This is a genomic window from Streptomyces tricolor, from assembly GCF_002155905.1.
In the GTDB taxonomy this organism is placed as follows: domain Bacteria; phylum Actinomycetota; class Actinomycetes; order Streptomycetales; family Streptomycetaceae; genus Streptomyces; species Streptomyces tricolor.
In genome coordinates this window covers 1-11,867 of record NZ_MUMF01000492.1, presented here as the reverse complement: position 1 = coordinate 11,867, position 11,867 = coordinate 1, and the positions used below count along the sequence as shown (strand labels likewise).

Below are 11,867 nucleotides of genomic sequence, written 5' to 3'. Positions count from 1 at the left end.
AGGATCCACCGGCCCGGCCGAGCGGTCTCCGTACGGCCCGGCCGGTCGGTCCTCGTACGGCTCTGCGGAGCGGTCCTGTGCGCGTTCCACTGTTCTCGCACTTCCCCCGTGACGCCCTGACGTCTGTGTCGTGCGCGGTCCAGGATCTCCGTTCCGGCGCTCGCGTACACCTCTCGTCACGGAATCTCCCCGAACCGTGTCCTGCCGGACGGTCCGGCAGGTGGTGGCGCAACCGGGGCCGACCCATGAAAGGATGGGACGCCCGCGCACTGCCGGACGGACGGAATCTCCTGGTCGGAGCCGGTGCGCCGGGCGTGTCGGACGGTTGGCGGCGAAAGGACCGGAGCGTACGTGAGTGAGAATCAGAACCTCCTCGCGGAGCAGCGCCGCGCCCTGATCCTGGACGAGGTCCGGCGCCGGGGCGGGGTACGGGTCAACGAACTGACCCGCAAGCTCGGCGTCTCGGACATGACCGTGCGCCGCGACCTGGACGCGCTCGCCCGCCAGGGAATGCTGGAGAAGGTGCACGGCGGTGCGGTGCCGGTGGTCGAGGCGAGCACCCACGAGCCGGGGTTCGAGGCGAAGTCGGGACTGGAGCTGACCGCCAAGGAGGACATCGCGCGCGCCGCGGCCCGCCTGGTCAGCCCGGGGGCGGCGATCGCCCTGTCCGGCGGCACGACGACGTACGCGCTGGCCCAGCACCTGCTGGAGGTGCCCGACCTGACCGTGGTCACGAACTCGGTGCGGGTCGCGGACGTCTTCCACGCGGCGCAGCGCACCTCGGGGCAGCGGCAGGGGGCGGCCACGGTGGTGCTGACCGGCGGGGTGCGCACCCCGTCGGACTCGCTGGTCGGTCCGGTGGCCGACCAGGCGATCGCGGCGCTCCACTTCGATCTGCTCTTCCTCGGTGTGCACGGCATATCGGTGGAGGCCGGCCTGTCCACGCCGAACCTCGCGGAGGCCGAGACCAACCGGCGGCTGGTGCACTCGGCGCGCCGGGTCGTGGTGGTCGCCGACCACACCAAGTGGGGCGTGGTGGGGCTGAGTTCCTTCGCCGCGCTGGAGCAGGTGGACACCCTCGTGACGGATGCGGGGCTGCCGGCCGAGGCGCGCGCGGAGATCTCCGAGCACCTGCGGGTGGTGGTCGCGGGCGAGACCGAGGACGAGGACGGCGCAGACATCTGAGAGCCCCTCAGCTAAGGTGACGGTGCCCGGTCAGTCGCTCTGCGCAACGGTCACCAGGGGGTTCGTCCATGGCTCGTCGTCTGCGTCCGGTGGAGATCGACTTCGTCGGGGCCGCGCCCGTACGCCTGGTCTTCGCGCGGAACATCGCCGCGCCCCCCGAGCGGGTCTTCCAGGCGCTCGCCGAGGACGTGTCCGGCTGGCCCCAGTGGTTCTCCGCGGTGACGCTCGCCCGGGCCACCGACGGCGGCGCCGGGCGGGAGATCCGGCTCCGGGGCGGGACGCGGTTCGCGGAGACGGTGCTCGTGGCGAAGGCGCCCGAGGTGTACGCCTACCGCGTCGACGCCACCAACGCGCCGGGCGCCCGTGCCCTGGTCGAGGAGTGGCGCCTGACCCCGCACGGCACGGGCACACGCGTGCGGTGGACCTTCGCCGCCGACGGCACGGCGCCGTTCCGGTTCGTCCTCGTACTCGCCCGGGCGGGGCTCAAGCGGGCCTTCCGGGACGCGGTGACGTCCCTGGACCGGCGGCTGTCCCGGGCGTGATCAGTAGCCGCCGCGGGCGTGGTGCGCCTCGGCGACGACCGCTGCCATCAGTTCCGCGTCCAGTGCGGAGACGTCGGCCAGGCGGGAGGCGGCGGACAGCGAGTTCAGCAGGGTCTTGGTGACGCGCAGGGCCGCCGGGGGGCGGCGGACGATGGGCCGGGCCCAGGCGGCGACGGCCGCGTCCAGCTCCTGCGCGGGGACGACCTTCTGCAGGATGGACAGGGACTGGGCCTCCGCCGCGGTGAAGGCCCGGCCGGTGAGGACGAGTTCGCGGACCCGGGCGGCGCCGACCTCGTTGATGAGGCGGGGCAGCAGGCCGCCCCACGCGGTGGGCAGCCCGAGGGCCAGTTCGGGCAGCCGGAAGGTGGCGTCCTCGGCTCCCACCCGCAGGTCACAGGCCAGCGCCAGGGCCATGCCCGCCCCGATGACCTTGCCGTGGACGCGGGCGATGGTGACGGCCGGGTTCCCGGTCAGGGCGTCGCAGACCCGCCGCGCCTTGGTCCCGGACCTGCGGATGCCGCTGCCCGTGGGGTCGTCGGCGAGGTGCCGGCCGAATTCGCCGCGGTCCCCGCCCAGGCAGAAGTCGTCACCGCTCCCGGCGAGCACGAGCACCCGGACCGCCGGATCCTGGTCCTGGAGGACCGCCAGGAGGTCGTCCAGCAGGGCATCGGTCACGGTGTTGCCGTCCTCGGGGGTGTTCAGCTCGATCCTGAGGACGGGGCCCTCCCGATGGGTCCGCAGGGTCTGCTGTCCGGAGCCGGCCGGGAGTGCCGTGAGGGGAAGGGCGGTCATGTCGTCGCTTTCCGGGGGTCAGGTCGTCGCGTGCCGGGAGTCGGTCAGGCCGTCACGTACAGGGAGGTGATGCGCCGGAAGACCATCCGGTGCGCGTAGGTCGGCCCCGCGGTGGGCCGCAGGGTGGGGAATCGTTCCAGCAGCTGGGTGAGCAACTGCCGGGCCTCCAGCCGGGCCAGGGCCGAGCCGAGGCAGTAGTGGGCGCCGCCGCCGAAGGTGAGGTGGCCGCCCTTGCGGCGGATGTCGAAGACGTGCGGCTGGTGGTTGCGGCGCGGGTCGTGGTTGGCGGCGCCGTAGAGGACGTGGACGGTGGTGTCCTTCGCGATGGGTACGCCGGCGAGCACGGTGTCGTCCGCGGCGAAGCGGGAGTTGAGGTGGATCGGCGGGTCGTAGCGCAGCACCTCGTCGATCGCGTCGTCGATGTGCTCGGGGTTCCGGCGCAGGAAGTCGGCCCGGGCGGGGTCCCGGGTGAGGAACCACACCGCGTTGGTGAGCAGGGTCGCGGTGGTCTCCAGGGAGGCGATGGTGATGAACATCGTCAGGTCGTACAGCGTCTGGTCGGCCGCCGCGCGGTCGTCGGGGTACTGGGCGTCCCAGTGACGGATCCAGCCCGAGAGGACATCGTTGCCGAGGTGGGCGCGCCGATGGGCGAGGAGGCCGGTGAAGAAGGCCCGCATCTCCCGGGTGGCCTGGGCGGAGATCGCGAGGTCGCTCTTGGTGGGGAGCAGTTCCTGGGCGTGCACCTGGCGGTGGGTGAAGTCCAGGATGTGCGGGTAGTGCTCGGCCGGGATGGCCAGCCACCGGCCGACGGTGTGGATCGGCAGCTGCTCGCCGACGGTGGTGACGAAGTCGGCCGCGCCGTGGCTGCGCAGCCGGCGGTCGAGGCGGTCCAGGAGCCGGGTGACGTGGTCGGCGATCTGGGGCCGCATGGTCTCCAGGGTGCCGCGGTCGAAGAGGTTGCCCAGGGCTCGGCGCTGCACCGTGTGCGCGGGCCGGTTGAGGCGGGAGAGGGTCCGTGTCATCTCCCGCGTGGCCGGCTCCTGCCAGCGCCCGGTGTCCGGCTGGCGCTCCTGCCAGTCGAAGTCGGGTACGAGCCAGTTCCGGCCGCGCAGGACCTGGTTGCAGGCATCGAATCCGGTCACGAAGTACCCGCCCCAGGGGGCGGGCACCACATCGCCCAGTGCGCGCAGCTCCTCCCAGACGGGGAGAGGGTCGGCCTGTCCCTCGGCGGACCGCAGGCGACGAAGGAGGGGAATGACGGCTCGGCGGTCGGGGGTGGTACCGCGTATGACGCCAACGGCGGTCACGCAAAGCTCCTTTGTGGCTGGGCGCTTCCGTTACCGCCGGAATCTACCCTTCCCCTCTCCTTCGTCATGCGCCTGTGAGTGTTGCTCCCGTCACATGGTGCACATCAGACCCGGAAGATATCCAGGAAGCTGCTCCAGAAGCCCTTCTTCCTGGCCGGTTCCTGACGCACTGAGGCGACCGGAGTGGTGGGCAGCGGCTGCTCCGCCGCGGCGACGGTACGGTTCTGCAGCGCGGAGGCCATGCGGGTGGCCGGGGTCGGGCTGAAGGCCACGGGCAGCGCGACCAGGGCCCGGTGGAACGGGCCCGGCCGCCATTCCAGTTCCTTCTCGTGGACGGCCAGCGTCAGGTCGGGCAGGGCGTTGAGGATCTTCTCGATCGCGGTGACGGCGATGACCTGCGCCGGGTCCTTGGCCGGGCACGCGTGCGGACCGGCTCCCCAGGCCAGGTGGGCGCCCTTGCTGTGCATCCGGCGGGCCTCGGCCAGCGCCGGATCGCTGTTGGCCGCGGCGAAGCTGATGACGACCGGGGTGCCCGCCTCCGCGACCACTCCCCCGAGGTCCACGTCCTGGACCGGGTAGTGGGTGGCGTAGTTGGCGATCGGCGTCTGGTTCCACAGCACGTGATCGATCGCCTCCTCGATCAGCATGCCGGAGTCGCGCCCGCTCGTGTCGGGCGACAGCAGCAGGAGCAGGGCGTTGCCGATGAGGTTGCGCTCGGGTTCCACGCCGGCGCCCATCAGCATGACCAGCTGGTCCTTGAGTTCCTCGTCGGTCAGGCCCGCGGGGTGCTGGATCAGCCAGGAGGTGACGTCGTCGCCGGGCCGGCGGCGCTTGAGGGCGATCAGCTCCATGAGGCAGGCGGTGAGTTCCTCGTTGGCACGCTGGGCGTCCTGGCCGTCGAAGATCGCCGACATGGCGCTGGTGAGGGTGTCGCCGATGTCCGCCGGGCAGCCGAAGAGCTTGTTGAACAGCAGCAGCGGCAGCAGCTTGGCGTAGTCGTTGAGGAGGTCGGCCCGGCCCCGCTCGCTGAACTGGTCGATGAGGTAGTCGGCGAGGGGCTCGACGTCACGGCGGATCCGGGTGATGTTGAGCCGGGCCAGGCTGTCCGTGACGGCCTTGCGCAGCCGCAGGTGCACGGCACCGTCGGTGAACAGGCAGTTGGGCCGGTACGCCATCATCGGCAGTACCGGGTTGTCCAGCCCGATCCGTCCTTCGTTGAGTGCCTTCCAGCGTCGGGCGTCCCGGGCGAAGAGCGTGGAGTTCTGCAGCACGCGCAGGGCCGTCTCGTGGCCGACGACCAGGGTGGCGTCGACGCCGGGTGCGAGTTCCACCGGCCCGGCCGGAGCGTGGGCGCGCAGCCGGTCGTAGACCTGGTGGGGGTCGGCGGCGAACGCCGCGTCGTGCATGGGGCATCTGGCGCCGGCGGGGGCGGGGGCTGACTGGCGGTCCATGGGGTTCCTTCTGCTGGCTCCGGGCCGATGGTCCGGGGAATGGGGGTGTCAGGGCCGGAGGTCCGGGCGGATGGGGGTGTCAGGCGGCTCGGGTGAGCAGGTGGCGCACGAGGGCGATCAGCGCGTGGGCGGAGGACTGCCGGTCGCGGGCGTCGCAGTAGACGACGGGGGTGTCGGGGAGCAGGTCGAGGGCCTCGCGCACCTCCGCCTCCGCGTACACCGTGCCCTGCTCGAAGCTGTTGACGGCGATGGCGTACTCGAGGCCGTACCGTTCGACGAGGTCGATGACGGGGAAGGTCTCCTCCAGCCGGGCGGGGTCGACCAGGAGCAGCGCTCCCAGCGCGCCGCGCGCCATGTCCTCCCACAGCTGCATGAACCGCTGCTGGCCGGGGGTGCCGAACAGGTAGAGCACGAGGTCGTCGCTGAGCGTCAGCCGGCCGAAGTCCAGGGCCACGGTGGTGGTGGTCTTGTCCGCGACGCCCCGGAGGTCGTCCACGTGGAGCGACGCCTGCGTCATCTTCTCCTCGGTGCGCAGCGGGGTGATCTCCGACAGCGAGCCGATGAAGGTCGTCTTGCCCACGGCGAAGTGCCCGACGACCAGGATCTTCGCAGCGTTGGTCACCGCGCTGGAGACGTATATGGATCCGGGGGCCGTCTCAGCCGATGAGGGATTGGAGTCCATTCAGAACCTTTTCCAGGGTCGCTCTGTCAACGTTCTGAGCCCGGGGCGGCTCGGCGCGGCGCAGCAGGTGTCCCTGCTCGAATAAGTCGGTCAGCAGCAGCCGGGCCACCCCCACCGGCAGTCCCAGGTGGCCGGCCACCTCCGCGACCGACAGATAGCCGCCCGCGCACAGCTGCCAGATCGCCATCACCTCGGGGCCGGCTCCCAGCGGGGGCGTCCGCTCGGGAGCCAGGGTGACCAGGGTGTGCAGCGCCAGGTCGTCCGCGGCCGGCAGGCTCCGGCCGCCGGTGATGACGTAGGAGCGCACGAAGTCGCTGGTGACGGAGGCTTCCTCGCCGGGGCTTGTCATGCGCCCACGCCGTTGTCCGAGCGCGGTGCCACGCTCATCGCCTTGCTCAGCGCGGACACCGTCTTCTGCATGCGGAACGACATGGCCTCCATGTCGACGTCCAGTGCGGCCGAGACGGCGAGGTACGAGCCCTGGCCGGCCGCGATCAGGAAGATCCAGCCGCCGTCGTACTCCAGCAGCGTCTGCTTCCAGATTCCGTGTCCCGCTCCCACGAACCCCGCGACGGCCCGGCTCAGCGACTGCATCGAACTCATCGCGGCGGCGTTCGTCTCGGCGTCGTCCCGCCCGATGTCGTCCGAGCGCTGCAGCAGCAGGCCGTCGCCCGAGACGAGGATCGCGTGCCGGGCCCCACGTACCTCGAGTACGTCGTTCAGCACCCAGGACAGGTCGATGTTCACTTGTTGTCAGGTCCTTCCGTGGTGTTCGTGGTGCGCCCGAGCTGAGTTCCGCGCGCGAACGCGCCGAGCCGTGACGCCGTCACCTCGCTGACCGGTTCGGGCGTCCCCTCCTGGCCGGCGTCGAGGGCCGGGACGACCGTGACGGGGCCGCCCCGCCGCCGGCGTTTGGGCAGACCTCCGGAGGTCGTCCCCACCACGTGCGAGGGGCCCACGACCGGGACCGGTGCCAGGCGCTGCGGGGGCGCCTCCGGGCTCGCGGTGTCCTGGGCGTCGGCCACGGGGGCGGGCGCGTCGGCCGCGAGGAGACTTTCGGGCACACGAATCACTGCACGCACTCCGCCGTAGGGGGACACGGAACCGACGGAGACGGCGAAGCCGTAGCGGGCGGCGAGCATGCCGCACACGGCGAAGCCGAACCGCGGCGGATCGCCGAGACCGGTGATGTCGACGGGACCGTCGACCGACAGCAGAGCCGCCGCCCGGTCCTTGGTCTCCTGGTCCATGCCGAGACCGGCGTCGTCCACGATGAAGCACAGCCCGGTGGGCACGGCCTGGATGTTGACCTCGACCGGCGTTCCGGGCGCGCTGTAGTTCGTCGCGTTGTCCAGCAGCTCGGCCAGGACGACGGCCACCGGCTCGACGGCCTTGCCGACGAGGGAGACGTTGACCTGCGAGTGGACGCTGACCCGGTCGAAGTCCTTGATCCTGCCCTGGGCGCTGCGCGCGACGTCGTAGACGGTGGCGGCGCGCTCGCGCCGGCCCAGCCAGCCGCCGCACAGCACGGAGATGCCCTTGGCGCGGCGGCTGAACTGGCTGCCGGTGTGGTCGACCGTCATCAGGTCGGCCAGGACGTCCGTGGTGTCGCCGTACTTCTTCAGCAGGTTGTCCAGGAGGACCTGCTGCTCCTCGGCGAGCGACTGGAGCGTGCCCATCGCGGACTTCAGCACCGCCTTGGTCGACGCCTCGGCGTCCGCCCGTACATCCGCGAGGTCACGCTGGTGCTGTGCGGTCAGCGCGGCGATGTGCGCGTGGAGCTGACCGATGTCGCCGCGGGCCTCCCCCAGCCCTGCTTCCAGGTCCTTCCTCGTTCTTCGGAGCGCCATGTTGGTTCTCCGGGCCCGCAGCACTGCGACGACCGCAGCGACGAGCACCACAAGCAAGATCCACAACAGTGGATCCCGGGTCAAAGACGTCATGAGACTCTCTTCAAGTCGCATCGCGCCAGAAGCGTGAGCAGCGCGATGGTGCCTTTGAGACTGTCCCCCCAGACGCGTTCATGACACGCCGTCAGCCCACTGAAAAGTGGGATGATCTTATCAGTCACACAGGCGCAACCCGCTTGCCCAGGGCCCCAATTGAGACGTCACCAAACCCACACAGCCCCGCAACCCGCCCGTCGTACGGCGGTTGCCGAGGGACGGGGCGTCTCAGTTCGGCCACTCGCCCGTGGCCAGGAACGAGTCGAGCGCCGCCGCGTACGGCCCGATGTCCAGGCCCTGCTCCGCGAGCCACCCGTCCGAGTAGTACTTGTCCAGGTAGCGGTCGCCCGGGTCGCACAGCAGGGTGACGACGCTGCCCGTGCGCCCCTGGGCCACCATCTCGGAGACGATCTTCAGCGCGCTCCACAGCCCGGTGCCCGTGGAGCCGCCCGCCTTCCGGCCGATGGCCCCCTCCAGGGCCCGTACGGCGGCGACGCTGGCCGCGTCCGGGACCTTCATCATCCGGTCGATCGCGCCGGGCACGAAGCTGGGCTCCATGCGCGGCCGGCCGATGCCCTCGATCCGGGAGCCGCAGTCGCAGGTGACGTCCGGGTCGCCGGTGGTCCAGCCCTCGAAGAAACAGGAGTTGTCCGGGTCGGCGACACAGATCCGGGTGTCGTACTGCATGTAGTGGACATAGCGCGCGAGGGTCGCGGAGGTGCCGCCGGTGCCCGCCGTGGCGACGATCCAGGCCGGCTCCGGGAACCGCTCCAGGCGCAGCTGACGGAAGATCGACTCGGCGATGTTGTTGTTGCCGCGCCAGTCCGTGGCCCGCTCGGCGTAGGTGAACTGGTCCATGTAGTGGCCGCCGGTCTCCACCGCGAGGCGGGCTGACTCCTCGTACATCTTCCGGGAGTCGTCCACGAAGTGGCACTGTCCGCCGTGGAACTGGATCAGGCGGATCTTCTCGGCACTCGTCGTGCGCGGCATGACCGCGATGAAGGGAACGCCGATCAGCTTCGCGAAGTAGGCCTCGGAGACCGCCGTCGAGCCGCTGGACGCCTCGATCACCGGGCGGTCCGGGCGGATCCAGCCATTGCAGAGGCCGTAGAGGAACAGGGACCGGGCGAGCCGGTGCTTGAGGCTTCCGGTGGGGTGGGTGGACTCGTCCTTCAGGTAGAGGTCGATGCCCCACCGCTCGGGCAGCGGGAAGCGCAGCAGGTGGGTGTCGGCCGACCGGTTGGCGTCGGCCTGGACCTTGCGCACGGCTTCTTTCAGCCAAGCGCGGTAGGCGGCGTCCGTGCGGTCGACGTCCAGGGTGGCGCCGGTCCGGGTCTGAGGGGTCGTGCTCACGGCGGGGCTCCTTACGCTGATCGCCGACGGCGCCTCATGCGGGCCGGCAGATCGAGCATAGGCAGCTTTCACACCGCTTCCCACCTGCATAAACGCATCTTTGAGCGCCCCAAAGACCCCCTGGGGCACAGGCGTGCGAGCCACCCGGGGGCGCACGGGCGCACGTGCTCCGGACGGTTGTCGCACGCGCCCCGCGCGTACTGGTGCTCCTCGCCGTACCGGGGCAGACTGCACGCGACGGGACCACCGTCCCGTGACGGGGGCGCACACGGAACATGGGGAGACCGAAGAAGCACGGGAAGACCGTAAGGGGGCGGCGAGACATGGCGGAGCCCGAGTTCAGTGCCACAGGCGTGCGCATCGGCAAACGCCTGCGTTCACTCACCCGGGCCGGGCAGGTCCGGATCAGCAACGGCAGGCTTCAGTTGCTGACCAGCTACGGCAGCGAGATAGACAGCGCGCCCGTACAGGCGGTGCGCGCGTCCAAGCCGTGGTTCGTGCCGGACGACCGGGCGCTGGCCGACGTCAACGGCACGCTGTACCTGCTGACGCTGGGCGACCACGACCCCGCGCCGGGGCAGGCCGGGCCGCCGGCGGCACGGCGGTTCATCGAGGCGGTGCGCCGGGCGGCGGGACGCGGCGGCTGAGCCGCGTACGCCGGGCACGGCGCGTGTGCTGTGCACAACGCGCACGCTGTCCGCGGGGCGCCATGCTGCGCACCGTGTGCACGTGCGTCCGCCGAGCAGGCCGCGCATGTCGCGCACGGTGCGCAGCGGTCGGTCGCGGCGAGTTGCGGGAGCGCATCCGCTGCGTCACGCTGGTGTTACGTCACTCTGGGTTTACCGGCGATAACGCTGCGAACCAGCCCGCCGGCCACGACAGCAGGCGGACGTTTGGACGCAAGCACCCTGCTGGATCCGTTGTTCTCCGTGTTCTTCCGGTTCCTCCGGACCTCACATCGGGGAGTCGCAGCCGTGATCAGTCATCCAAGCAGGCACTGCACGGTGGAGCTCCAAGCCCTGCCGTCGCGGATCGGCCAGGTCCGCAGAATCGTATCTGCGCAGTTGCGCTACTGGCATCTGGACCCGTTGATAGACCGCGCCGCGCTCGGTGTGACGGAGCTGTTGAGCAACGTCCACCGGCATGCCAGGCCCGACAAGTCGTGCACCGTCGAACTGGAGTTGCTGCCGGACCGGCTCACGGTCTCGGTGCGCGACCACGATCCCCGTCTGCCGGTGCCGGCCGACGCCCCGGACACGGCGGACTGCGGCCCGCTGGCCACCTGCGGGCGGGGGCTGGCCATGGTGGCCGCGGTCAGCGAGAGCTGGGGCGCGCGGCCGGACGGCGAGAACGGCAAGGTGGTGTGGTTCACCCTGCCGGCCACGGCACCGGCCCACGGGCGGCCGGAAGGCGGGCGGCGGGGGGTGGCGAAGCGGGCGACGCCGACGCCGGTGGCTACGCCTGCGCCAGCCCCGACGCCGACAGTTACGCCGACGCCGTCGCCGGCTGCCGAGCCTGTTGCGGTGGGGGTGTCCGTGCCGACGGGAGCCGGTGTGCCGGCGGTTGCCCGGGCCTCGGTTCCGGCCGGGGCGGAGCTGCCCGGAGGGGCGGGGGCTTCGACTCCGGCGGGAGTCGCCGCGCCGACGGGTACGGCACCGGTGGGAAGTACGGCTTCCGTCAGGAGCACGACGCGGGCCGGCCGTACGGCACCGGCAAGGGCACCAGCACCAGCACCAGCACCGGTGGACAACACCCCGCCCGTGCCCGTCCACAGCACCGCCCCGGCCCGCACCACGACACCTGCCGGTGGTACGGCCCCCGTCGCCGCCAAGCCGTCGGCGCCGGTCACGTCCCCCGCACCCGGCGTGGGGCCCGCCTCCCCGCCGAGGCCGGCCGTCCGCGGCTGACCGGGCTGCGCCCCGGCCACGGCGAGCCCGCGGTGCAGCGCGTGAGCCGAGGCGCGGGCAGTCCGGCAGCAGGCCGGCGCGCAGCAGCGCCCTGGGCCCCTGGTCAGGGAACCCGGGGCGCTGCCGACGGCGGCATGGGCGGGGTCTTCCGGGCGACACCGCCCGGCGCGCTCACTCCGCGCCTCAGAAACGGAGTGGGGCCGGGCGTTCTCGCCCGCTCGCGACGGACGGGAGAAGGAGCCCGCGGCGCTCTCCCTCCTCACAGTGAACCGGGGAAGGGAGCGGGGTCCTGCACTCCTCATCAGCCTCGGCCCGGAACCCCGGAGCACTCTCGCCCAGCTCACACCAGCCCACGGCGGCAACCCCGAGCGCCCCACCCCTCGCACTGCGTCGCAACGGCCCAGAACGCATCCGGCCGGGCCACCTGGCGGGGCGGACGCAGGCCCGCGCAGGCACCGGGCGGATGACCGGCCAGGTCGCCGACCCGGCTCAGCCGAGGAAGCCGCCGAGGCCGAGGCCTCCGGCCGTACCGCAGGCGGCGGCCGGGGCACTGCCGGTGGAGCGGCGGGCGATGGCCGCAGCCGGTCACCGGCGGGTCCGGCTGACGGCGCGGGTCCGGCCGGGTCCCCGAGTGCGCTGGTACGCAGGCCGGAATCCCGGCGCGCCCAGGCCGGCGCCTTCACCGCGTCCGCCCCGCCGCGC

11 protein-coding genes and 1 pseudogene are annotated in these 11,867 nt (G+C 71.9%); 4 read left to right on the top strand and 8 right to left on the bottom strand.

Annotated elements, in window-relative coordinates; genetic code table 11:
* Window positions 1-351 precede the first annotated feature (351 nt).
* Window positions 352-1,185 carry a DeoR/GlpR family DNA-binding transcription regulator gene (locus tag CCN44_RS31015; protein WP_059247796.1) on the top strand — a complete coding sequence of 278 codons (834 nt, stop codon included), beginning with the start codon at window positions 352-354 and terminating at the stop codon, window positions 1,183-1,185.
* A gap of 68 nt (window positions 1,186-1,253) precedes the next feature.
* Entirely contained in the window at window positions 1,254-1,727 is a 474-nt protein-coding gene (locus CCN44_RS31010; RefSeq protein WP_086701300.1) for an SRPBCC family protein, read from the top strand.
* Here the strand turns inward: CCN44_RS31010 and CCN44_RS31005 are convergent, their stop codons facing one another.
* From CCN44_RS31005 to cds1, 8 genes are all read right to left on the bottom strand, one after another.
* Window positions 1,728-2,519: an enoyl-CoA hydratase/isomerase family protein gene (locus CCN44_RS31005; protein WP_059247798.1), complete on the bottom strand. Its 792-nt coding sequence runs from the start codon at window positions 2,517-2,519 to the stop codon at window positions 1,728-1,730.
* A gap of 44 nt (window positions 2,520-2,563) precedes the next feature.
* Entirely contained in the window at window positions 2,564-3,826 is a 1,263-nt protein-coding gene (locus CCN44_RS31000) for a cytochrome P450 (RefSeq protein ID WP_086701296.1), read from the bottom strand.
* Between the two features lie 104 nt (window positions 3,827-3,930).
* The gene (locus CCN44_RS30995) at window positions 3,931-5,232 is read right to left on the bottom strand and encodes a cytochrome P450 family protein (protein WP_059254793.1); all 1,302 of its coding nucleotides are present in this window, start codon (window positions 5,230-5,232) and stop codon (window positions 3,931-3,933) included.
* Between the two features lie 124 nt (window positions 5,233-5,356).
* A complete protein-coding gene (locus CCN44_RS30990) occupies window positions 5,357-5,959 on the bottom strand; it encodes a GTP-binding protein (RefSeq protein ID WP_059247799.1) in 603 nt (200 codons plus the stop codon).
* Window positions 5,934-6,308 (bottom strand): DUF742 domain-containing protein, encoded by a 375-nt coding sequence (locus CCN44_RS30985; RefSeq protein WP_059247800.1) that lies wholly within the window; start codon window positions 6,306-6,308, stop codon window positions 5,934-5,936. Before CCN44_RS30985 ends, CCN44_RS30990 begins: the two co-directional genes overlap by 26 nt.
* On the bottom strand, window positions 6,305-6,706 hold the full coding sequence (locus CCN44_RS30980; RefSeq protein ID WP_030340335.1) for a roadblock/LC7 domain-containing protein: 402 nt from the start codon (window positions 6,704-6,706) through the stop codon (window positions 6,305-6,307). Before CCN44_RS30980 ends, CCN44_RS30985 begins: the two co-directional genes overlap by 4 nt.
* Window positions 6,703-7,902, bottom strand: a complete 1,200-nt coding sequence (locus CCN44_RS30975; RefSeq protein ID WP_189397334.1) for a sensor histidine kinase — start codon at window positions 7,900-7,902, stop codon at window positions 6,703-6,705. The genes CCN44_RS30980 and CCN44_RS30975 overlap by 4 nt, the downstream gene beginning before the upstream one ends.
* A gap of 231 nt (window positions 7,903-8,133) precedes the next feature.
* The gene (cds1, locus tag CCN44_RS30970; protein ID WP_059247802.1) at window positions 8,134-9,258 is read right to left on the bottom strand and encodes an L-cysteine desulfhydrase Cds1; all 1,125 of its coding nucleotides are present in this window, start codon (window positions 9,256-9,258) and stop codon (window positions 8,134-8,136) included.
* A 323-nt stretch (window positions 9,259-9,581) separates the two neighbouring features.
* Between cds1 and CCN44_RS30965 the strand changes: the two genes are divergently transcribed.
* The gene (locus CCN44_RS30965) at window positions 9,582-9,905 is read left to right on the top strand and encodes a hypothetical protein (RefSeq protein WP_059247803.1); all 324 of its coding nucleotides are present in this window, start codon (window positions 9,582-9,584) and stop codon (window positions 9,903-9,905) included.
* Between the two features lie 327 nt (window positions 9,906-10,232).
* Window positions 10,233-10,838 (top strand): annotated as a pseudogene (locus CCN44_RS30960) (ATP-binding protein); the annotation flags it as partial.
* Window positions 10,839-11,867 lie beyond the last annotated feature (1,029 nt).

Excerpts from the sequence above, each read along its gene's own strand:
- CCN44_RS31010 (WP_086701300.1), top strand. The coding sequence starts at position 1,254 with ATGGCTCGTCGTCTGCGTCCGGTGGAGATCGACTTCGTCGGGGCCGCG.
- CCN44_RS31005 (WP_059247798.1), bottom strand. The coding sequence starts at position 2,519 with ATGACCGCCCTTCCCCTCACGGCACTCCCGGCCGGCTCCGGACAGCAG.
- CCN44_RS30995 (WP_059254793.1), bottom strand. The coding sequence starts at position 5,232 with ATGCACGACGCGGCGTTCGCCGCCGACCCCCACCAGGTCTACGACCGG.
- CCN44_RS30990 (WP_059247799.1), bottom strand. The coding sequence starts at position 5,959 with ATGGACTCCAATCCCTCATCGGCTGAGACGGCCCCCGGATCCATATAC.
- CCN44_RS30985 (WP_059247800.1), bottom strand. The coding sequence starts at position 6,308 with ATGACAAGCCCCGGCGAGGAAGCCTCCGTCACCAGCGACTTCGTGCGC.
- CCN44_RS30975 (WP_189397334.1), bottom strand. The coding sequence starts at position 7,902 with ATGACGTCTTTGACCCGGGATCCACTGTTGTGGATCTTGCTTGTGGTG.
- CCN44_RS30965 (WP_059247803.1), top strand. The coding sequence starts at position 9,582 with ATGGCGGAGCCCGAGTTCAGTGCCACAGGCGTGCGCATCGGCAAACGC.